The 21,266-nt window shown below is 70.5% G+C and carries 19 protein-coding genes and 2 pseudogenes; 4 read left to right on the plus strand and 17 right to left on the minus strand.

Annotated features, from left to right (window positions below; all coding sequences use genetic code 11):
- The first annotated feature begins 215 nt into the window (after positions 1 to 215).
- Positions 216 to 467 carry a hypothetical protein gene (locus ACFV88_RS32185; protein WP_385495641.1) on the plus strand — a complete coding sequence of 84 codons (252 nt, stop codon included), beginning with the start codon at positions 216 to 218 and terminating at the stop codon, positions 465 to 467.
- 77 nt (positions 468 to 544) lie between these two features.
- Here the strand turns inward: ACFV88_RS32185 and ACFV88_RS32190 are convergent, their stop codons facing one another.
- The 5 genes and pseudogenes from ACFV88_RS32190 to ACFV88_RS32210 all read right to left on the minus strand — a co-directional run bounded on the left by ACFV88_RS32190 (position 545) and on the right by ACFV88_RS32210 (position 6,370).
- Entirely contained in the window at positions 545 to 1,072 is a 528-nt protein-coding gene (locus tag ACFV88_RS32190; protein WP_385495642.1) for a hypothetical protein, read from the minus strand.
- A 31-nt stretch (positions 1,073 to 1,103) separates the two neighbouring features.
- Entirely contained in the window at positions 1,104 to 3,215 is a 2,112-nt protein-coding gene (locus ACFV88_RS32195; protein ID WP_385495708.1) for an SMI1/KNR4 family protein, read from the minus strand.
- Between the two features lie 360 nt (positions 3,216 to 3,575).
- Positions 3,576 to 3,896: pseudogene (locus tag ACFV88_RS32200) on the minus strand (transposase); the annotation flags it as partial.
- On the minus strand, positions 3,893 to 4,744 hold the full coding sequence (locus ACFV88_RS32205) for a methyltransferase domain-containing protein (protein ID WP_385495643.1): 852 nt from the start codon (positions 4,742 to 4,744) through the stop codon (positions 3,893 to 3,895). The pseudogene ACFV88_RS32200 and the gene ACFV88_RS32205, both read right to left, overlap by 4 nt.
- 261 nt (positions 4,745 to 5,005) lie before the next feature.
- Complete coding sequence (locus ACFV88_RS32210; RefSeq protein WP_385495644.1) at positions 5,006 to 6,370, minus strand: hypothetical protein; 1,365 nt, start codon at positions 6,368 to 6,370, stop codon at positions 5,006 to 5,008.
- Between the two features lie 676 nt (positions 6,371 to 7,046).
- Between ACFV88_RS32210 and ACFV88_RS32215 the strand changes: the two genes are divergently transcribed.
- A complete protein-coding gene (locus ACFV88_RS32215) occupies positions 7,047 to 7,220 on the plus strand; it encodes a hypothetical protein (protein WP_385495645.1) in 174 nt (57 codons plus the stop codon).
- A gap of 1,482 nt (positions 7,221 to 8,702) precedes the next feature.
- On the opposite strand, the gene ACFV88_RS32220 is transcribed toward ACFV88_RS32215, so the two are convergent.
- From ACFV88_RS32220 to ACFV88_RS32245, 6 genes and pseudogenes are all read right to left on the minus strand, one after another.
- On the minus strand, positions 8,703 to 9,686 hold the full coding sequence (locus ACFV88_RS32220) for a recombinase family protein (RefSeq protein ID WP_385495646.1): 984 nt from the start codon (positions 9,684 to 9,686) through the stop codon (positions 8,703 to 8,705).
- 155 nt (positions 9,687 to 9,841) lie between these two features.
- Entirely contained in the window at positions 9,842 to 10,366 is a 525-nt protein-coding gene (locus ACFV88_RS32225; RefSeq protein WP_385495647.1) for an IS30 family transposase, read from the minus strand.
- Positions 10,367 to 10,381: 15 nt separating this feature from the next.
- A complete protein-coding gene (locus ACFV88_RS32230; protein ID WP_385495648.1) occupies positions 10,382 to 11,020 on the minus strand; it encodes a transposase in 639 nt (212 codons plus the stop codon).
- Positions 11,021 to 11,430: 410 nt separating this feature from the next.
- A pseudogene (locus ACFV88_RS32235) lies at positions 11,431 to 12,152 on the minus strand (SGNH/GDSL hydrolase family protein).
- Positions 12,149 to 12,613 carry a cupin domain-containing protein gene (locus ACFV88_RS32240; RefSeq protein WP_385495649.1) on the minus strand — a complete coding sequence of 155 codons (465 nt, stop codon included), beginning with the start codon at positions 12,611 to 12,613 and terminating at the stop codon, positions 12,149 to 12,151. The pseudogene ACFV88_RS32235 and the gene ACFV88_RS32240 overlap by 4 nt, the downstream one beginning before the upstream one ends.
- Before the next feature lie 83 nt (positions 12,614 to 12,696).
- Positions 12,697 to 13,521, minus strand: coding sequence for a helix-turn-helix domain-containing protein (locus ACFV88_RS32245; RefSeq protein ID WP_385495650.1), 825 nt, complete (start codon positions 13,519 to 13,521; stop codon positions 12,697 to 12,699).
- On the opposite strand from ACFV88_RS32245, the gene ACFV88_RS32250 reads away from it, so the two are divergent.
- Complete coding sequence (locus ACFV88_RS32250) at positions 13,520 to 14,038, plus strand: hypothetical protein (protein WP_385495651.1); 519 nt, start codon at positions 13,520 to 13,522, stop codon at positions 14,036 to 14,038. The genes ACFV88_RS32245 and ACFV88_RS32250 overlap by 2 nt on opposite strands.
- On the plus strand, positions 14,004 to 14,486 hold the full coding sequence (locus tag ACFV88_RS32255) for a hypothetical protein (RefSeq protein WP_385495652.1): 483 nt from the start codon (positions 14,004 to 14,006) through the stop codon (positions 14,484 to 14,486). The genes ACFV88_RS32250 and ACFV88_RS32255 overlap by 35 nt, the downstream gene beginning before the upstream one ends.
- Positions 14,487 to 15,078: 592 nt before the next feature.
- Here ACFV88_RS32255 and ACFV88_RS32260 read toward each other — a convergent pair.
- The 6 genes from ACFV88_RS32260 to ACFV88_RS32285 all read right to left on the minus strand — a co-directional run bounded on the left by ACFV88_RS32260 (position 15,079) and on the right by ACFV88_RS32285 (position 21,262).
- Positions 15,079 to 17,016, minus strand: coding sequence for an ABC transporter ATP-binding protein (locus ACFV88_RS32260; RefSeq protein WP_385495653.1), 1,938 nt, complete (start codon positions 17,014 to 17,016; stop codon positions 15,079 to 15,081).
- 175 nt (positions 17,017 to 17,191) lie between these two features.
- Positions 17,192 to 17,620, minus strand: a complete 429-nt coding sequence (locus ACFV88_RS32265) for a lasso peptide biosynthesis B2 protein (protein ID WP_385495654.1) — start codon at positions 17,618 to 17,620, stop codon at positions 17,192 to 17,194.
- On the minus strand, positions 17,617 to 17,910 hold the full coding sequence (locus ACFV88_RS32270) for a PqqD family peptide modification chaperone (protein ID WP_385495655.1): 294 nt from the start codon (positions 17,908 to 17,910) through the stop codon (positions 17,617 to 17,619). The genes ACFV88_RS32265 and ACFV88_RS32270 overlap by 4 nt, the downstream gene beginning before the upstream one ends.
- Positions 17,904 to 19,664, minus strand: coding sequence for an asparagine synthase-related protein (locus ACFV88_RS32275; protein WP_385495656.1), 1,761 nt, complete (start codon positions 19,662 to 19,664; stop codon positions 17,904 to 17,906). The genes ACFV88_RS32270 and ACFV88_RS32275 overlap by 7 nt, the downstream gene beginning before the upstream one ends.
- 83 nt (positions 19,665 to 19,747) lie before the next feature.
- Positions 19,748 to 19,930 carry a hypothetical protein gene (locus ACFV88_RS32280; RefSeq protein ID WP_385495657.1) on the minus strand — a complete coding sequence of 61 codons (183 nt, stop codon included), beginning with the start codon at positions 19,928 to 19,930 and terminating at the stop codon, positions 19,748 to 19,750.
- Between the two features lie 141 nt (positions 19,931 to 20,071).
- On the minus strand, positions 20,072 to 21,262 hold the full coding sequence (locus tag ACFV88_RS32285; protein ID WP_385495658.1) for a M20 family metallopeptidase: 1,191 nt from the start codon (positions 21,260 to 21,262) through the stop codon (positions 20,072 to 20,074).
- Between the last annotated feature and the right edge of the window lie 4 nt (positions 21,263 to 21,266).

The following is a 21,266-nucleotide window of genomic DNA, read 5'->3' on the forward strand; positions in this document are numbered from 1 at the left end:
CGTACCGCCCCGTTCTCCGGGTGGCTCACCCCGGCGGGACGGGACCGGGTGGCCGCCCTGCTGGAGGAAGCCGCGGACACCACGGTCGGGGAACGGGCAGATGTCGCGGCCCAGTGGAACGGGCTGCGGATGGTCGGCGCCGATTGCCGGGACACCCTGCGGCTGGCCGTGGACTGGGGCATCCGGCCGGTCCACCCCTACTTGGCAACCGCGTCGTGCGGGCGGCGTTCGCGATCGATCCCCTGGAGCGGCGCAGCGTCACCTCGTTCAAACCGCTCCTCGCGGCGGCGATCCCGGAGCTCCCGGTGTGGCTGGCCAGCCACACGTCGAAGGGGTCCTTCACCCGTCAGCTCATCGCGGGCGTCCGCCAGCAGCAGCGGGAGCTCGCCGCCGGCCTGATCACCACCGGCCCGTTCGTCACCTCCGGTCTGGTCGGGCGCAAGCCGCACCCGCGCACGCAGAGGTAGCTCGGCCCAGGCGTACGCCGCCCGGGGCATCGTGGGCGACGGCCCCGCCAGCGGGGGGGGGTGTTTCTGGCTGGTGCTTAGAGATCTTCATCGTCGATGGGTTCGGGTTCGCGGAGGTAGGCAAGGTCGAAGACGTAGCGCTCGGTGACCGGGCAGTTCTTCCACGCTTGAGTGAGGTAGCCGTCGGGGGTGTCGTCGGTGAGGTGATGGAGCGTGGTCGCGTAGTACGCGGCTGTCGCTTCCCGGTCTTCCCACCAGGCGTAGCCCTCGTAGACGCCGGGGCGGGGAAGTGAGATGTCGCCTGCCGGGCCAGCGTCGAGTTGTCCGATGACGAGGCTGCCCGTTTCTGATTCGATACTGACGCTGACGTGGCCTTCTGCGTTGGAGGGGGGCGGGGGTGGGGTGTCCCAGACGCGGATGATGACCTGGACGGCGATGTCTGGTTGGAGGCTGACGAGGTAGAGGTGGTAGCCGTTGCCGGCGACGACTTCTACCTCTGCGGCGTCCAGGGCTGCTACATCGCCTTCGTAGGCTTCAGCGTCGTACACCTCGACAACTCCGCGGCTGGGAGTGGCCGTCACTTTGTGGTCGGCAAGAAGCATCATGAGCGAGGCCACCGGGGCGGAATGGGCTGTTTCACGTGTTTTCACCGGGGTTTGCTCGGCTGTGAGAGGTGAAGGAAGTGAGGGTGAGGTACGACTCGCCGGGGCCCGGCGGACGGATCCACGAACGGGTGACGAAGCTGTGCAGTGGGCCTTCTGTCAGGGCGGTGCGTGGGAGGGTCAGCCCCAGGGCCCGTTCCAGGACTCCTAGCGCGGTCCGTGTCCCCGGCAGTCCCCGGGTCGGGGTGTTCAGGTCGTGCGTGTCCTTCCCCTGGTCCTCGTCGCCCCGCCACTGTCCGGTCGTTGCCGGGAAGCCATCGAGGGCCAGCCACGGCGGTGTCGTCCCGGTCCAGTGGGGCTCGATGTCTCCGGCCGTCACCGAGAACGTGCACACCTCCTCTCCGTCGACGCCGACGGAGAGGTGAAAACGAGACCGGGTCTGATCGAACGCGTCGATGCTGTGCCAGAGGACCACCGCTCTGGTCCCCTCCGACGCGGCAGCGGCCGGGGAGACGAAGCGCTCCTGGTCGAAGCCCGTGGGGGCGCCGTCGAAGGCGAAGCTCCATCCGGGGGCGGCCTGCCCGATCCAGGCCAGGGCGCGGTCGTCGTACGACGTACTGCCGAGCGCCAGGCCCAGCCGGTGGTCGGCGTCCCATCTGCTGAGGGGTGGATGCAACCCGTCCTGCCCGGGCGTCACGTCCCGCTGTTGCCGGCCGGCGGGGCCGGGGCCGCCCCCGCCGGGGTCCTTCAGACGGGCTGGTAGTCCCGCCGGATCGGGGTCCGCGACGAATACGACCCGATAGCCCTCGTGGAACTGGTCTGGCGCCTCGTCCTCCAGCCAGGACAGGCCCACCGGATCGTCCCCCAGCACGTCCCCGGCGGGCCCGGGGGCTGTGTCGGGCAGTTCGCGCTCCTCTCGCGCGAACTCGCCCCGGGGCAGGGCCAGCAACAGCCGTCCGCGCTCCGGGGTGATCACCGGCCCCAGTACCGGATCCGCGAGCAGTCCCAGCGGCGCCACATGGTCGGGGCCCAGCGGTCGCCAGTGAGGCAGCGCGGCCCGCAGCAGCCGCCACGCTTCGTTCCACCGGCCCCAGCGGGCCAACGCCCGCGCCTCGTCGGCCGCCTCCCCGAGCGGCCCGTCCGCCGTGAAACGGTACGTTCCCTCCCGCGCCGCCCGCAGCGCCTTCTCAGCCCTCTCCAGCGCCTCGGGCGTCGTGCACCGGGCCAGCAGCGCCCACCGCGGGCCGGTGTTGCTGTCGTGCCGCTCGGTGGTGGCGAAGCCCGCCGCGGCCACCGGCAGCAGATCAGCCGCGTACACCGGGTCCACCGCGAGGGCGTCGACAGAGAACGCCTGGACCCTTGCCGAGAGCAGACATTCCAACTGCCCCCACAGCAGCCCGGCCCTCGGCCTGCCGTACGTCTCGGCTCCCCGCAACAGGGTCAGGGCCTCCTCGTACTCCCCACTCAGTGCCGCCCGCCGGGCCCTCTCCACCACGACGTCCTGCGCCCGGGTGGTGTCGTTGGCGAACAGCGGCCCTTCGCCGTCCACGGCCTTGGACGCGGCCGAACGGTGGAAGCACCGGTAGCGGTACAGCATGTACTCCCGGAACGACGGAAAACGCTCGGGCGGCATGCCCCGCCAGGACGCCCACTCGTACACCGCCCACTCACCGTCCGCGTCCCGGTCCAGCGGGTCGATCAGGACCATCGTCGCGTCCGTCTCCGCGTCAAGGTGCAGCGCCCGGTGCCACATCCCGGCCTCCAGAAGTGCCTGCGGCGACGCGTCCTCGTCCAGGTGCTCCCCGAAGATCTCGGCGAGCCCATAGGCATCTCGGTGCGGATGGAAGCCCTGGGTCCCGGCCAGCCGGTAGACGGGGTGGTCCGCCGGCCGCCAGCCATCGCTGATCCGCAGAAAGGTTTCGAGCGACGGCGGCAGCCGATAGCCGATCCGCTCCTCCAGGGCGGCGATGCCCACGTCCGACGCACCCGAGTAGCCGAGCCACCGCGCCACGACCAGCTCCCGATCCGACTCGTCCCGCGCATCAGGCTGGGCGTCCGCCCACTCCGCGCTCCAGCGAGTCAGGAACTCCCGCCAATCGAAGGGGTCTAAGGGGATCACGGTCGTCGTCTCATCCATCGAGGTCATACGGCGATGGTGGCACCCACCGCTGACAGCCAGTCCAGTCGCCCTTCTCGCGAGCATCCGGGCGAGGATCGCCGCAGGGAGTTCGGTCGCGAGAGTGAACAGTGCGGTGGAGCGATCGGCCCCGGCGGTGGAGCGGCTGACGGACAGTGCGGACAGACACGCCATCTGCGGCCTCGACCTCTTCGTGTGGGAGGGGTGGGCATCGCTGTGCGGGCTGCTGACCCGGGAGCGGGTCGCGCACTTCAGTGTGTCCCCCAAGACCGGTGCCATGGGTGCGGCCGACCCGGCCGGGCGCCGGATCCGGCCGTCAGTGCTCGACGACTTCGCCCACCTCGCCGAACACGGGATTTGTGGAGAGCCCATTGTCGAGTCGACCGAGACCCTCCAGTCGATGCCGTCGGTCGAGTCCGCTTGGGCGGTCAGCTGCGCCAGAACCGTGTCCCAGGTGCCGTCAGCAGCCCACCTACGATGGCGCTTCCATACTGTCTGCCAGGGGCCAAACTCTTGACGGGGCAGGTCTCTCCAGGGGATGCCGGTGCGGTACCGGAAGATGATCCCTTCGATGATGCGATGGTGGTCGGCGAACGGGCGACCTGCCTTCCCAGCGTTGTGGGGAAGGCAGGTCGCCAGGTGTGCCCACTGCTCGTCGGTCAGCAGGCGGATGCGCCCGCTCATGGTCACCGGGGCTGGTAGGCAGTGGCCAGCACGGAGACGGTTACTTGATCGGGCAGGAGGCCGTCACCGTTCAGATCTGCGCGGCTCATGTGGCGTGCGCTTGGCGTCATCGCCACCAGGTCCAGGGCATCCGGCCTACTCAGGGTCGCGCAATACTCCACCTGTTCGGTGACGGCGGCCTCGAAGAAGGGGTCCAGCGCCCGGTGTAGGCGCTGTTCCTTGGCCGGGTCGATCGTGACCATTGCGGGCAGCCGACCGCGCAGCTCGGCCAGGTGTTGCCCGGTGGGACGGACCACGATCAGCTGGCCGGCGGGGCGTAGTACGCGGTGGAACTCGGCCGGGTTGCGTGGGGCGAAGACGTCTAGCACGACATCGGCCACCGCATCGGCCAGTGGGACGGGACGGAAGACGTCCCAGGCCACCGCGGCGGCTCGGTCGTGGGCACGGGCTGCCGAGCGCAGCGCGCGCACTGATGTGTCCAGGCCCAGACCACGGGCGCCGGGCAACTGGTCGAGTACGTCGGCCAGGTAGTAGCCCGTGCCGCATCCCACGTCCACCACCGCGGCCTGATCGGATACGACATCGGCGGCCAGGCAGGCCGCGGCGTTGCGGACGGGCGCGTAGGCGCCGGTGGACAGGAATCGGTGCCGGGCCTGGACCATGGCTGCATCGTCGCCGCTGGTGGCGCGGGTGCCCGTCAGTAGACCGGCGTAGCCGTGGCGCGCGATGTCGAAGGTGTGGCCCGCCGAGCAGCGCAGTACGCCGCGGCCGGGATGCAGGTGACGTGCGCGGCACGTTGGGCAGCGCAGCAGGGCGAGGGACAGTTCGAGGGCAGGGGGAAGCGACTTGAGCACGAGGCACTCCTGGCAAGGGTGAAGGGAAGAGACCGTGCCTGTACGCGCGCTCAGAGCGTCACTGCCTCAGCGAGGACAGGAGGCAGCATTGGAAACGCGGTTCACACAGAAGGCACGCCAAGGAGGGCGACGCCGTCCGGCATCGCCCTCATCGTCTTCCGGTCACAGGAAGCAGTAGTGCGGGGTGCTCATGAATGCCACGTCATGAGTCTACGAGCATCGGCGACGTGCCTCATGCCCACCGGAGTTGGGAGACACGGCCTAGCTCTTGGAGGGTTTCGCGGATGGGGGCAGGGCGATGTCGAGGAGTGCGTCGACTGTCTCCACGGCCAGCTCAGTCTGGAGACGGAGCGACCGGTGGATGACGTTGCCGACGGTCTCCGGGGAGAGGTCTAGCCTTGTCCGGGCAACCAGGCAGATCTCGCTCAGGAGGCCTGCGGTGCGGTCCGGCTTCCGCTGGATGTACCAGACGAACATCTTGACCACGTCGGGGCGCAGAGGGGAGCGCCATACTCCGCTCTTGCCCTTCTCTACGTCTTGAGCGAGGTGGGAGAGTACAGCGTCGATCAGCGTCGTGCGTAGTGCCGACATGGGGAAGAGGCTGTTGGGGCCCACCGTGAGGGCGGCTGCGGGCCACCAGGCGAGGCTTTTGGCTGCTTCCTCGCTCTGTTCTCCGTCCACGTGGATGACCTTGGTGAGGCGGTTGTGGTCGGCGACGAGTCCTTGGGGCTGCGGGGTGCCGTAGGAGGTGGTGGCGGAGAGGAGGGTGCCTGGGCCGTGGGCGCGGTGATGCTCTTCGGCCCAGTCCTGTGCCACGGGCTGTGACCACAGGGGTCCGTTGGCGCCATGTGCCTGTGGTGCGGGCAGTTTGTCGCTCGCGTACCGCGGGTCGGGGAGGTCGTCCTCGGCGATGTTCGCGGTCTTGGCTAGTCTGGCGCGGTTCACCAGTCGGCCCGGCTGTAGCTCGGGAGCGCTCAGGTCGACGACGCACTCCTCCAGCGGCCTTGCGTCCGGTGCGCCACGGCGGTGCTCCGCCCACAGCGCCAGGTGGTCTCGCCAGTTGGGCAAGGCAGTCGTGGGCGCGGTGAACCCGGCGATCGTGGTGACCTGTGCTTTGCGCGGGTCGGCGGGGTGGATCAGGAGGTCCGCAGCTGTGATGGTGAGCGCGTCCTGGACGGGGCGGGCGTCGTAGCGTTCGTAAGCGCCGTCGAAGACCAAGCTGGGACGGTGCCATGCGGTACCGTCCCACCAGTAGCCGCCGTGCCGGTAGAGGAAGCCGTTGCCCCCGTACACCCAGTCATGGTGGAGCCCGCTCCAGTGTTTGTCGCTGACCAGCAGGACGGTGCGGCCGTGGTCGGGATGGTAGTGGACGGCCCACGCGTAGGCCCGGTTCTTCGGCTCGGTGGTAAACGCCACCCAGCCTTCTCCCGATACTGGGTCGGTGCGGCCCCACAATCCCTCGCCCTGGTCGCGGCCGATGCGCTCGATCGCGTCCGGGTTGTCGAGCGGCAGCCGCTCGTCGTTGATGAACGGCAGGCCGGGAACGGGATAGTCAGTGCGGAGTCCGTTGGCCACCGGACGGAACTCACCCAAGGTCTTCTTCTCCTTCACGGCGAATGCCCCCACACAGCGGGGGGTAGATCCCCTCATCCTGCGTCAGCACCAGCTGCGCTAAACCGGACCGGGGCCGGCTGTAGCGCATGAGGCCGTCCCCTGTTGCTCCTGTTTCTGGGCCTTCCACTCGACCCACCTGGCGGTGAACTGCCAGCAGACCCGGGGCGGGTACGGGAAGGCGGACCGGCTGCGTCATGCGTCAGGCCGCCGCGTAGGACTAACGCGGGGCGGCCCTGCCCGTACCGCTCGACGACTCGACGAGCTTCACCAAGCCGCCGCCCGCTCCGTCGCCCCGGCCCGGGATCCGGCCAGGCCCTCGCGGGCCCGGCATGTTGCCTCCGGACAGTGATCCCGCTCCCGATCTGAGACCTCAGGAGGGCTTCTGCTTCTCGTCGTTCCCGCCGAGCCTGGGCTCGGCCCCACGTCTCGGTCGCGTGGTCTGACGCTGCCAGGAACGCTCGCGCACCGGAATCCGGAGGTCGCCATGTCCGATGAACCCTGGGCCACGTCCCGGGGGTCATCGATCGGCCCCGCACCTTCGGCACGGCCTGTACGCGTGGACGGCGGACGGCTCGTTAGGGGCCAGGCTCACCACCGAGGATCAGCGGTTCAAGGCGCTGACCCGGTTCACACCGAGGAGGTCGCGCCAGACGGCACCCTCGTCATGGCCCACCGGACCCAGCGCCTCATGCTGCGCATACCGGTACCCGAAGACCTGACCGAACTCGGTCAGATCGTGGCGGAGGCCCTCGAGATCCACACGAAACAGCGGACCGCGTTGCAGAAGGCGTGGGCGAAGGGGTGGGGCCCGGTCGTCAACCGGCACTGGGCGACACGTGGGATACGGACGCACCGGCTCTGAACGGGGCGTGGGAGCTTGAGAGGTGGCATGAACCCCGTACCGGGCAGAAGCATGGTTCGGTCCAGGCCGCTCCGCTTGGCGAGGCCACTCTGCCAGGGCGTGGGGCGGCAGGCCGGAGCGCAGAACCTCGGTGTTCGGGCCGAGCATCATGTTGCTGCCGACCGTGAGGACCGCGTCGCGGCCGTCCGGCCGGGCGGTGCGAAATTCGTGGCTGAGAGGCACACCCAAGTAGATGGTGGCGCAGCCGTCGGGGAGCGCCGGATCGGCGACGTTCCCGTTGTCGGTGAGGCACCAGGCGTGCTCGATCGCGGCGGTGGGCCAGGTGCCGGGGACCAGTGCGTAGCCCTCGACGTACGTCCAGCCCGTGCGGTCGGCCCAGGTGTGGGCGGCTTCGACGCAGCGGCCCAGGGTGTGCCTCCACGGGTGTGCGCTGGGCCAGGGGGCGGGCGCGTACCAGCGGCCGTGCTCAAGGACCAGGTCGGCGAAGGTGGGATACCGCCAGGTGGCGTCCAGAGCCAGCTGGCGGAACAGTACGAGGCCGTCGCGCAGTTGGCTCTGCGCCCGGTGGGCGGGGTGCCGAGGCGGGGTTCGCTGCCAGGGAGCGGGGGATGGCCCGCTTGCTGCCTACGGTGCACGCTCGTGGTGTGGGCGCGCAAGGCGGCTGCGGCGGGATCGGCGGCGTCGCGCAGCGCACGGGCGCAGGCCGGGCAGGGGGTGCCGCACAGAAGCCGCTCGAAGTCGGCCGCGCTGACGGGCAAGGCGTCACAGAGCATGCGCCACCTGTCGCGTTTCACTTGGGCGGTGTGGTCGACCCTGCCGCTGCGGATGCGGACGGGCTTCATCGTGGCTGCGGTCGTCCGGCGAGATAGCCCGGTCTCGTCTGTCATCTTCTCCCCCGGTGTTCTCGGAATCTCTCGCGAAGGTGGCTTTCGGGGCTCTTGAAGCCTGATGCCGACAACATAGCGCGTGCTCGGCTTAGCCTGACAAACCTGCTCTGACAGAGAGCCCAGACTTGCCGTGCCTCATCTCCGGATTTCCAGTGTGACTGGCAGGAGAGTTAACTGTTCGGTCCGGCTGCACTTGGGCTATGCGGTTGTTGGTGGGGAGTCGGCGCTCCATACGGCTGAATATCGGACGGCTGCCAACATGGGCGCCCACTAAGGCTTGGACAAGCCCGGCAAGAACCTAAATTCACGCTGGAAGAAGTGGAATAATGAGGCAGAAAGCGAACGTCGCACCAAAGCGCAGTCGCAGATTTCGCAGCGAAGTAAAACGCGCCGTACGCTGCGTGCCTGGGGGGACGGGGCGCGTGCTCGTCTGACCGGTTGGTATCGGCGCTCCAGAACCCTGCTCCTCACCCACGTCGTGTTCCGCCCTTCCCTGTTTCCTTTCGGCCCCGGTCCCGCGCTTCCGGGGAGGAAGCTCCTGCCGGGGCGAGCCATCCGCTACCCGCGGGCTTCCAGCCCCCTCTTTCGGGCGCGGCTACCGTGAACTCCTGGGCAGCCGACAATGAAAGGGAGCCCCTGGGTGGTCGAGGGAAGGAGAGGGGTGGTAGCCCGATAGGTCGTCGTCTGGGTGCGTGGCGCGTGCGCGGGGCTTCGTAGGTGCGGACCTCACCGGGCCTTCGGAGATGGGCGTGGGAGAGCTGGCGGTGACGGAGGAGGGGTCCGGCTGGTGGCACCGGCGTGGTCTTCTCCATGTGGCGGCGCGGCTGTTGCGGGTGGGGTGTTCGATCCGGTCGGCCAGGTGCTGGGGTGTGCGGACCTGGTGCGTGTGCGTCAGCCGCCCGGCGGGGTCGGCAGCGGCCCCGGGGGCGGGGGAGGCGGCGGGCGCGTCCTCCTTATTGGCGGTGTGGTCGGGCAGGAGGTCGGCGACGGCCGTGCGGATGGCGCCGCGGCTGACCCGGTGGTCGCGGGCGAGGGCGGCGATGGAGCGCCCTTCCAGGTACGCGGTGCGTACGTCGTCGGTCTTCGTGGCCGCAACCGCGGGGCGGCGCCCGCCCTTGCTGCCCTTGGCCTCGGCGGCGCGCAGCCCGCCATACGTCAGCTCGCGCTGGAGGTCGCGCTGAAGCTCGCCGGCGGCCGCGAGGGTCTGCACCATGAACTTCACGGTGGACAGCAGCTCGCCGGTGCGCGGGTGGCGGGCGGTGAGGTCCATCGCGGAGAATGCGCCGTCGTGGATGCGCAGCGCCACCTGGTCGCGGTGGAGAACATCGAGCACGTCGAGGATGTGGCCGGTGCCGCGCACGAGGCGGAACATCTCGGAGATGTGCAGGGTGTCGCCCGGCCGCGCGTACGTCAGCAGCTCGCGGAACTTCGGGCGCTGGAGGGGGTGGAGGCGGCTGGAGGTGCCCGGGTCCTCCTCGAAGACGACTGGGTCCTCGATGCCGGCCTCGTCCAGGACGAGGTTCTGCCGGGCGGTGGACTGCTGGTCGGTCGAGACCCGCTTGTAGACCAGGTTCGCCACCGAGGTCCCTTTCCGTACGGAGGATCGGACCCTATCTGTCGTCAAACCCTGTCAGCAATCACCATCGGATCTGATTGGATTCGGGCCGCCGCGAACCCCCGGATTTCCCGGGTTCATTGGACGCGTCGGTCACCTGTCGGCAAACGATGGCGACCTCAAGCGGTCAACGCATCACCGCTGGTCAGGAGCTGAGCATAGACCTCTGACGGGCTCTGGTAGTTGTGGGTCTTGCGGGGGCGGTTGTTCAGTTCCTCGGCGATGACGTCCAGGTCGGCCTGGCTGAGCTTGCGGAGGTCCGAGCCCTTGGGGAGGTACTGGCGGAGGAGCCGGTTCGTGTTCTCGTTGGTGCCGCGCTGCCAGGGGCTGCGGGGCTTGCAGAGGTAGACCGGCATACCGGTCGCGGCCGTGATCGCCCGGTGCTCCGCCATCTCCCGCCCGCGGTCCCAGGTCAGAGTGCGTCGCATCAGAGGAGGAATGCCGAGCAGGCTGCTGGTCAGGTACGGGGTGACCTGCTCGGCCTTGATGCCCTCCGGCAGCGCCACCAGGGCCGTGTACCGGCTCGTGCGCTCGACGAGCGTGGCAATCGCCGACGGGCGTGTTCCCATCACGAGATCCCCCTCCCAGTGTCCCGGAACGGCGCGGTTCTCCACCTCGGCTGGCCGCTCGCTGATGGACACCATGTCCCGGATGATCCCTCAGCCGGAGGGTCGCCGGGCCTTCTTCGGCTGGCGCATCGGGCGCGCGGTCCGCAGCCGCTGGGTGAGCTTGCGGTTGATGGTCTGGCGGCGGCGCGGATCGTAGAGCGAGAGGTAGATCGCTTCGTGCGAGATCCGCATGGCGGGCACGTCGGGGAAGCATCGTCGCAGCCAGCCGGAGATCTGCTCCGGCGACCAGCTCAGCGCGAGCTTCTCCTCGACGAGGGCCCGCAGCACGGGCAGATGGGCCAGCTTGGCGGCCTTCGGCCGACGGGCACGCCGGTACGCGTCCTGGTCCGCAGCGGTGGCCCGGTACAGCTGCCGGCCGCCGTTGCGCGCGATCTCCCGGGAGACGGTCGACGGCGGCCTCCCCAGGCGGGCAGCGATGTGCCGGGCGGACTCGCCCGCCGCTATGCCGCGTGAGATCTCCTCGCGGTCGCCCGGGGTCAGGTGCCGGGCCGAGCGCCTCGGCGGCGCCTGGCGCACGCCGCCCGTCTGGGCGAGGAAGCTGCGGACGTGGTGCATCGGGACACCGAGGACTCGCCCCATGGAGTTGAATGACTCGCCCTCCCGCCACCGCCGCCATACCTCGTCCTGCTGGATCGCCGAAAGCCCGTAGTCACGCACCTGTACCTCCACGATCACATGATCATCTAGAGGGTGGTGCATTGATCATTTGAGGTCGCCATCGTTTGACGACAGGCAGGCAAGGTTCGATCCTCGGTCGCAGGGTTGAACCCTGGTGAGGGTGCCCAGCCTGCCCTTTTCCCGCCGCCCCGTTCGGCCTTACGCCCTCACGGCCGCCAGAGGCCGGCGACGGCGCCCGTTCTTCGCCCCGAGGCAGTGCTGTCCGTGAGTGTGAACAACGGCGGCCATGGCTGGGCCTCGGCTCTGCCAGTCGTTGGGGACCATGTAGGGGTGAGAACCGAATACGCCAGGAAGGGGCCGCATCGCCGGTGCTGGCGTGCTTGCCGACGGCACCGGCGTCTGGATCGCACGCCACCTCAGCGCGGTAGTTGGCATCCATCTGGCTGCGGCTCCGGAACCAGCTACGCGTTCTGGGTCAGGAGACCGGCGTCGATGACCTCAGCGATCAGGGTGGCGCCGCGGCTGTTCTGGTGGATGTGGTCGGTCGTGAGCACGAGGTTTCGGCGCCGCGAGATCGTGTCGAGGTTGCGGCGAAGCACGGCGTGTTGGACGAGGACGCCGAGGCCCGCTGCGGGGGTCACCTCCTGGTAGGGAATCGGCGGTGGGTCCGCTTGGCACAGTTCCTCGATCTGGCGTTCGTGGAGTGGAAGGTAAGTCACCTCGTTGGTGGTGGCGACTTCGGCAATCATCCGGCTGTACCGCTGCGATGCCTGCGCCGCTGCTCCGTCGAGTTGTTGGCCGAGAACCGGGAGCGACAGCAGACCGATCGTCGCGTCGGTTTCCGCTCGCAGTCGTTCGACGACGGCTCCCAGGCACTGCTGGAACCAGCCGGCTGACGGGCGTTCGGGGAGCTGTTTGCGCTTCATGGCCTTATCTACGCGGTAGCCGGCAAGGCTCGCTCGGGCGTCGTTGGTCCCGATCAACACGGTGATGACGTCGGGCGGGTTCGCGATGACGGCGTCGAGGCTCCGCAAGAGGTTGTAGGCGAAGTCACCGTTGGCGCCGAAGCGGGCAAGCTGCAGATCACCGGGGGGGGGTGGCGTCGTCCGAGGAGGTCCAGGTAGTCGACGCTGATCAGCGCGCGGGTGAGGCTGTCGCCGAGGCAGGCGATGCGTGTCGTCATGGTGCTTCCGGCCCCGGCACGCCGACGCGTTCGGTCGGGTGGGTGTCGGTGCGAGGACGGTGGTCGGTGCCGAGGCCGGCGGTGATGGTCAGGATGGACGTCGGCCCGGTCATGTCGACCGCGTGCCATACCCCGGCCGGGTTGATGGTGGCCTCGCCGGGCCCGAGCAGAACGCGGTCGGGCACTCCGTCCAGGTCGCGGGTGACCGTCACCGACCCGCTGAGGCAGACGACCAGTTCGTCTCCGGCGGGGTGGCTCTCACAATGGTCGCCGGGGCCGTCGCCGTCGAAGATCATCACCATCCGGCCCTCGGCGCCGTCTGCCGCAACCGCGGCGCTGTAGGCCTGGAGCGCCTCCGGGTCCCAGGCGAAGCCCTCGACGGGTTTCGCTGTCGATCCCAGTCCGAGGTGCACGGGGACGGTCCGCAGGTCGATGGCGTTGTGTTCGTTGACGAGTCTCATACCGACGATCGTCACACCGCAGCGATCGGGTGGTCTTGAAAGAATGGGAACACAAGCCGACGCGACGGGCGGTCGGTCGGCGACTACCCGGTCTCGAGGAGGACCTCGCTGCGACGCCAGGCCGTCGGCGTTCGGCACGTGAACTCGCTCCAGTCCCGCACGAGGTGGGCCTGGTCGGCGTAGCCGGAAATGGTCGCCACATCGGCCCACGGGAGCGGGTCCCGCGCCGTCGCCAGGTCGTGCGCGTGCTCGAAGCGGAGAACGCGGGCGAAGGTTTTCGGCGACAGGCCCAGCTCGCCGCGGAACCGTTCGGTGAGGTGCCGGCGGCTCCAGCCCAGTTCCGCGGCGACTGCACCGACCTGGACGCAGCCCCGCGCGGCGACGAGGCGGCGCCAGGCCTCGGCCACCTCGGGGCGCATCCCGCGCACACGGTCGCTGCAGGCGCCACGACCGACAGCTCGCAGGAGCAACTCGTCCAGTACGGTGAACCGCGCCGCCCATGTCGATGCCGCTCGGAGCCGGTCGGCCAGTTCGACGCCAAGCGCTCCGAGAAGCTCGCCCAGTGGGACCAGTCGGTGGGCGAGCACAGCGGCGGGCATGCCGTAGATGGCCCGAGCCCCGAGCGGTGTCAGCGCCACCTTCACACCTTGCTGGCGTCCGTCGTGGTGGATCGCGACGGACCGGCACATCAGACCGCCGGCCACACTGCCGAATCGGGTGACCGGTGACCCGTCGCCAACGCCCGCCGCCACCTCCAAAGGGTCTGACAGGCTGATCACCGCAGTGAGAACGCGACTCGGCGGGCCGCAGTGCACCCCCGCCGCGAGCCCGCGGAGGTCGAAACCGACATAGGAGTCGACGTACCGCCGCAAGGCGGGCGCCGGACGTGCACCGATCCCGGTGGCCATGCGACCCTCCACCCTCCTCGGAGTACGAGCCAGCGAGCCCGGCAAGATCATCACCCGGACCGCCGTGCCGCTTACCAGTCCAGGGCAGGCCAGCGACATCTACCGTACGGCCATGACGGAGTTGAACGGGACGACGGCCGCTTTCGGCGCCGCGAGCCGGCGCGGCGAGAAGAACCACTACTGCGACGCCCCCAGCGTGTTCCAGAGCGCGACCGGGTCGGTGGGCGCGGTCGTGGTCGACGGGGTGGGCGACGCGGAGGAGATCGGCCAGGACATGGGCCGTCTCGCCTGGGCGATGTCCCGGACGGCCGCGCAGCGGGGTGCGAGTGCGAGGATCCTCGCCGGCCATCATTTGCTTGTGGACCGGGGTGCCGACGGGGGCGGGCCCAGCGCTGTGGCGGTTGCCGCGGACATCCGCCCGGGAATGCCCACCGGGTGTCCTGGGTCGGGGACTGTGCCGCCTTCGGGTGGGACGGAGATGGTTGACCCGGGACACCGACGAGCAGACCGTCGGTGAGCAGCTGGCCCGCAGCAGCGGAGTGCCGGTGGAGGTGTCCGACTCCCACAGGAACTGGATTGCCCAGGGGCTGCCCGAGGCATCCGTGCGGACGGTCTACCAGGTAGAGATCCCCATGAAGGACACGGTGATCCTCGTCACCGGGGCGCCGCGCGCCTATCGGGCCCGGCTGCTTCCGCGATGGCCTGTTCGGGATCGGAAATCCGGCGCCGACGCAGGAGCACCCATCGCCTGGCGTCCCCAGCAGATGGGGAACTCGGCGTCGACGCCGCCGAGTGATCGCACCCACCCGGCACGAGGTTGGGCGTTGAGCGTCCTCAAAGACCGCGTGTGGCCTGCCGCGGCGCCCGCCCCGGTGCGACCCACCGCGAAGGAGGTCGCCGCGGCAATCCAGGCGCACCCGCACATGGCCAGCGCGGCAGCCGCCGTCCTGTCAGAGACCGCCTGATCAGAGCTGTCGGGGGTGGGGTGTTGAGGAGGGTGACGTCCCCGGCGGGGACGCGCCAGCCGCGTTCGGCGAGGGTGAGTGCGGTCAGGGACTTGCCCGCGCCGTGCCCGCCGAGCAGCAGCACCTCCGCCTTGGTCCGTTCGATGGTCACGGTGTGCAGGGCCAGGCACCCGGCGGACAGGTGGAGGAGGTGGAGATGGGCGTTTCACCAGCCGCCGTACGTCGCCGATGCCAGCTCCTTCGGGCAGACGTGCCACCGGGCCCGTACCCCGTCCGGTGTGCACGGCCAGCGGGCGGACCGCGCTTACCAGCCCCGATCGCTCGGTCTCGGTGCCGGGCGGCCCGGCGGCCAGCGGGTACCGGATCATCGCCGGCCCTCCGATCGCCGGGAGGAACGGGGCCAGCACGTCCCAGACCTCGGCTGTTGCCAGCGCCTGGGCGGGGACCACCAGCCGGACCACCGGTCGGCCATAGGTCAGATGCTCCGGCGGCGGCGAGGCGCGGACCGCCCATCAGCCTGGCGGATCGTTCACGTACATCTGCTGGCGGGTCACCGACTCCGGGAATGGCGGGACCTGACACAGGGGTGACGTCAGTTCTCCCGGCCTTCCTGCAGCCGGTGGAGCTCCTGGTACAGGCCGCCGTCCTCATTGAGGAGCTGGGTGTATGTGCCGGACTGGACGACGCGGCCGTGGTCGAGGACGAGGATGCGGTCGGCCGTGCGGGTGCTGGCGAGGCGGTGGGTGATGAAGATCGCGGTCCGGCCTGCCGCGAGTTCGCGGAGGCGGGTGAGGATCTGGTGTTCGGCGCGGGCGTCGAGAGCCGCGGTCGGCTCGTCGAGGATGATGAGGGGTGCGTCGCGGTGGAAGCCGCGGGCGAGAGCGAGGCGTTGCCATTGTCCTCCGGAGAGGTCGTGGCCGCCCCAGAAGGAACGGGCGAGACTGGTGTCGAGGCCGTGGGGGAGGTCAGTGATGACGGTGTCGGCTCCGGCTTGGCGGGCGGCTTCGTGGACGGCGTGGTCGCCGGTGGGGTGGGGCTGGCCGAGGGTGATGTTCTCGCGGGCGGCGAGTTGCCAGCGGGTGTAGTCCTGGGGCACGACGCTGGTCGTGCGCCACAGGTGGTGGGGGTCGAGGTCGGTGAGGGGGGTGTTGTCCCAGGTGATGGTGCCGGTGGTGGGGAGGTAGAGGCCGGTGAGGAGGCGGGCGAGGGTGGTCTTGCCGGAGCCGTTCTCGCCGACGAGGGCGATGACTTCGCCGCGCTCGATGTTGAGGTCGACGTCGTTGACGGCGGGGGTGGTGGCGCCGGGGTAGGTGTAGGTGAGCCGGCGGGCGGTGAGCTGGCGGGGGCCGTTCGTGGGGGCGGGGGTGGTGCCGCGGCGCATGGCCCACTGGCCGGCTTGGTCGAGGAAGGCGGCCCAGTCGGTGATGTAGAGGCTGGTGGTGAACAGGTGCGCGGCGGCGCGGACGCTGCCGGTGAGGGCGGCGGAGGCGGTGCGGACGACCAGGGCCGTGCTTGCGGCGGTGGCCGCGGTCATCCGGCCGGTGAGAACGAGGTGGGCGATGCCGCCCCAGAGCGCGGCCATCGCGAGGGTGGCCAGGAGGTCGCCGGTTCCCTGGGTGAGAGCGGCTCGGCGGGCCGCTCGGTGTTGCTCGGTTTCCAGGCGGCGGGAGACGAGGCGGTACTGGCCGGTGAGGAAGTCGGCCATGGTGCCCGCGCGGATCTCGGCGGCGGTGGCGCTGTCGGTCGCGTACTGGGCGAGGGAGCGGCGCAGGCGGCCGTCGGCGAGGGTGCGGTGTGCGGCGGTGTGGTCGATGCGGGCGGCGCGGACGGCTCCCCAGATCCGGGGTGCGGCGGCGAGGAGGAGCAGGGGTAGGAGGAGGGGGTTGAGGGTGGTGGTGATGGCGGTGGCGGCGGTGAACTGGGCGCAGGTGAGGGTGAGGTGTTGGGTTTGGGTGATGAGTTCGGGGGTTTTCTCTGCGCCGGTGGTGGCGGCGAAGCGTGTGTCTTCGAAGGCGGGGTCGTGGTAGGCGCTGAGTTCGGCGTGGGTAGCGGCGGTGATGACGGCGAGGTCGGCTTCGCGGTGGACTTGGGGGGCGAGGCGGGTGGCGGTGAGGCGGGCGGCGGCGTCGGTGAGATAGGCCAGGCTGGCGGTGGTGGTGACGAGGAGGAGGGCGGGCAGGGCGTCGGTGAGGCGGTCGCCGGCCTTGCCGGGGGTGAGGAGGGCGGTGAGGATGGTGTTGGTGCTGTGGAGGGCGGTGGCGGTGAGGAGGGCGTAGGCGAGGGTGCAGGCGGTGAGGGTGAGGACGGCGCGGCGGTCGGCGTGCCAGCCCAGGTGCCAGGCGCGGCGCAGGGTGGCGGGGAGGCGGGCGGCGATGGCGCGGGTGGTGACCGTGGTGGTCTGGGTGGTGTGGGCGTCGGTCTGGAAGCGGTAGGCGGGCGGCGGCCCGGGAGCGGGAGTGCGGGTTTCGGGGGTGGTCGTGTCTGTGGGGTCGGCTTCGGTGCCGGGGGTGGTGAGGGTCACGGTTCCCATTGGCGGGGGCGGTGGTGGGGTGACTCAACCGGCTTTCGGAGGGTTCGTTGGGTGGTTGTGCTGGTCAGGGTTGGTGTCGACTGCGGGTGTGGAGCGGCGGGTTCGCGCGTTCGGGTGAATGACGGAGAAGTTCACCCTGAGTCCGGTCCTGCCGTGCATGGAGGCTTGTGGGGGTTCAGGGGGTGGTGTGGACGGGAGTCCAGGGATGGTCGGTGCCTCCGGCTTCGTCGGCGCCGGCTGGTGTGCCGTCGGCGGCGACCGCCCAGGCGTGGAACGCGGTCGGGATGGTGCGGGCGCCGAGGACCAGATGGCAGTGGTGGCCGGTGAACGCGGTCGCTAGGACGGTGGCGAGGGCGCGTTCCTTGCAGTCGATCTGTCCGGGCCACCAGCGGGGCTGGGAGGCTGTGACCGCTGCGTGGACGCGGACGACTCGGTCACCGGGCGCGGGCGGGAGGAATCGGGTCGCGCGGGCGAGCGCGGTCCGGGTCTGCATCCGGTGGTGGGCGGGCAGGGCCCGGACGGTGAGCGCGATACCCAGGGCGAGGACGGCGGGGATCCTCAAGACCTTGGTGGGGGCTGCGGGAGGAGCGGTCATCTGGGTCATCGCCGTCTCCTCCACCAACGACGTCGGGAGCGGGTGTTGGGGGTGAGCAGGCCGAGGGTGCGTAAATGGTCCAGATAGTCGGTGACCGCCGCCTGGGCCCGTTCCGGGGTGGCCCCGGTCCGGTCGGCGATGTCCTGGACGAGTGTGTTCAGGTCCTCGTGGGTGGTGAGAGTGTGCCAGATGTGGTGGCCGTCGCCGTCGAGGACGGTCCAGTCGCCGCGCAGGTTGAGGACCGCCGTGGTGGTGGGGCCGCATACGGCCCAGTGGACGTGCGCGGGTGGGGTCAGCACGCTTTCTCCATCAGCCGGTCGTTGCTGTGGGCGGTGAGCCACTGGCAGGTCATCGCGAGGCGGTGGAGGTCGTACAGGTCCTCGGCTCGGGTGCCGGCCCGGGCGAGTGCCGCGAGGGCCGGTCCGGGATCGAGGAGGCCGGCCGTCACGAGAGGGCCGGTGGCGATCAACTCGGCTACCTGACGCTGGTGGTGGAGCAGGCCGGTCAGGAGCTGGCGGGTGAAGCTGCCCTTCGTCGTCCGCCCGGTCAGCCAGTGCGGGAGCCGGGGCAGCGCGGCGCCCAGCAGCGGTTTGAAGACGGTGGTGCCGTGCCGTTCGGCAGGGGTGATGGCGAACGCGGCGCGGACGACGGCGTTGTCGAGGTAGGGGTGGACGAGGCGTACGTTCCAGGACGCTTCCAGCGGGATCGTGTCGCGGGCGTCGGCGGCGATCAGACGGAGTGAGGACCGCTGCTCGACGAGGTCCGCCCGGGCGGTGGGCTCGGCTGCGCGGGCGGATTCGCGCAGCAGTGCCGCGACCTGGTGGCGCGCTCCTGGTGTGAGCCACTGGGCTGTGTGCCCGAGATGGCACCAGGTCCATACCCCCGGCCGCCTTGGGTCAGTGACACCCGTCTCCAGTCGGTCGGCGGCCTCCAGGAGCGCCCCGGGGTATCCGGTCGCGGCGGCGCGGGTGACGGCGGACCACAGTTCGCGCGGGGACCGGTTGCGGGTCCGGGCCCACCCGGTCACCTCCCGCCGCGCGACGCGGCGCCGGCCGTCCTGGACCATGGCGGTCCACACCGCGCTGGACCCGTCAAGGACGACGTCTCCGCCGTGCCCGGTGAAGTGAAGCGGCAGTCCGGCAGCAGGCCGCAGGTGGAGGGCGTGCTGGGCGGTGTCCAGACTCGCGGCGGCAGGCTGCTCGGTCACCGGCTGCCCGGCCGACCAGGCGAACGGCAGCTCACCCGGGCCGCCCGTTCCCTCGTGGAGGGGGGTGCGGATGTGGCCGGCAACGCGGCGCGCGTGGCGGAGATCTTCAGCACTCGTGTGGGGGTCGGTGTACGTGACGGCGCGGACGGTGCCCTTCTCGGCGGCGAGGATGGCCAGCGTGGAGGAGTCCAGCCCTCCCGAGACATCGGCCCCCGCCGTCCCGGCCGCTTCCATCCGGCTGTGCACGGCGCGCTCCAAGGCGGTAGCGAACGCGGGCGCGCCGGCGGTGAGGGTGCGGTGCGGGTGGATGCCGCTCACGTCGATCAGCCGTTGTGAGCCGTCTGCTGTCAGCAGGAGCCCGAAGCCGCCCGGCACGGCCTGGATGTTCTGGTAGGCAGTGTGGTGGGGCCAGTGTTCCGCACCGGCGGCCAGCCTCGCGGCCAGTGTCATCAGGTCGGGCTGCGCCCCGTAGCGGGCGGCGAGGCGGCGGGCGCTGGTGGACCACACAAACGCCCCCACCCCGTCGCCGCCTGGGCGGTAGAAGACGCTGCGGAATCCGGACACGTCCCCGCACACGAACCGCGCCCGCGGGTTCTGTGCGACAACCCAGTACGAGCCGTCCAGGTCGGTCAGCTCCGCCCAGCGTCCGCGCCAGGCCGCGTCCAGCAGAGCCCGGGCCCTGTTCCCGGGACTACGGAAGTCGCCCGCCATGACGACCTGGGCCTCCTCGTCGGCCAGTATCTGCACGCGGCAGCCGGGGCCGACCGTGATGCCCCGCAGCGCGTCCACCGCACCGCCCGGATCCCGGGTGGCCGGGCCGCAGCCGCTGATCCACTCCTCGCTCACGAACCGCTCCCTCTTCAGCGCCGTGACGGACCACGGGGGCCGACGCTGCCGGCCCCCGTGGAGGATTCATCTGCTGGTGGGGCTCACGTGAAGTACATGGCTCCCGACTTGTCCGAGTCGTCGTTCGGCTGCCGTCCGAGGGTCGCTCCCTCGACGGGGAAGGACTCGGGCAGTGCGATGAGCGGAGTGGGACCGCCGGTGCCAGGCACCGAGGTCTGCGTGTCCGCGCCGTCGGGCGTGAGAGTGCGGGTGAACTGCTCGGCCATGACCGGTCTCCCCTTTGTCTTGGGTGGATGCTTCCGGTGGTGCTGTCTCCATGTCACCGCGGACGGCGCCCGGCCGCCAGAGACGCAAGTGGGCCGTTACTGGGAGTGGATCTGGGGCAAATCTGGGACGCGTATGGGACATCAGCTGCCCAGGAGGCCGAGGACGGCCCGGTGGTAGACGGCGTACACCGTGGGGAGTTCAGCAAGGTGGGCCCGCTCGTCGATGCCGTGCAGCCCTTCGTAGGGCACCCCGAACCCGGAGATCGCGGGGATGCCTTCGCCGGCGAGGAGGTTGCCGATGTTCGACGGACCCGCAGTCTTCGCTCTCACCGTGAGACCCGTTTCGGCGGCCGCGGTCAGGAGGGCGGCGGCGGGCTGCTCGTCCTCGCCGAGGCGGAACGGGGGCCAGGCCACGACCGGGGTGACTTCGGTGGGCCGCGGGCCGGGCAAGGCGGCGTCCAGGTCGGCGGCGATCTTGCGGACCAGTGTCTCGGCGTCGTGCGCGCCGAAACCGGGGGTGGTGCGGACGTCGATGTTGAGATCACACCGGTCGGAGACGACAGAGAAGCCCTCGCCGCCGTGGAGGGCGGTGACCGACAGTTTCGGCGGAAGCGGAAAACCCGACGCGGCGTCGACGCCCGGAAGTTCGGCGGCGTCGAGAAGCCGCACCAGGTGCGCAGCGCGGGAGATGGCACCGACGACGGTCCGGCTCGACCCGGAGTGCCCGGACGGGGCGTGGACGGTGAGGGTGGCGCGCCACAGGCCCCGGCCGCCGACCACGACCTCGTCCATACCGGGGTAGCCGATCATCACCCCCGCCGGCCGGGCCGCGGCCGGGTCGGCGAGGTAGGCGCGGGCGCCACCGAAGCCCCCGGTGTGCTCATCCACGTCCAGCAGCACCGCGAGACCGCCGCGCAGCGACGCGGCATGGGGGGCGAGGTCGGCGGCGATGTGGCAGAACATCGCCGCGGCCAGTTTGGAATCGGCCGACCCCCGCCCCCGCAGCCAGCCGTCCACCACGTCCCCGCAGTCCGGGGGAAACGACCACGCGGACTCATCGCCGTAGGAGGCGGTGTCCACGCAGGCGTCCAGTGTCCACCACGGCCCGGGCCGGCCGCCCGGGATCTCCACCAGCAGCCCGACAAGCTGCCCGGTGTCATCGTGCAGACGGCGGTGCGGGAGTTCGCGGGCGGACAACCATTCCTCCAGCACGCCGAGCACCGGCCCGTACGCGTCGATCCCTCCCCGGCTCGGACGCCGGATCAGCTCGGACGCCAGCCCGACCACGGACGCCGCCCGGACCCGGGCCGCCAGTTGAAGGTCCTCGATCATGTTT

This window comes from Streptomyces sp. NPDC059816 (genome assembly GCF_042732055.1).
Taxonomy (GTDB): domain Bacteria; phylum Actinomycetota; class Actinomycetes; order Streptomycetales; family Streptomycetaceae; genus Streptomyces.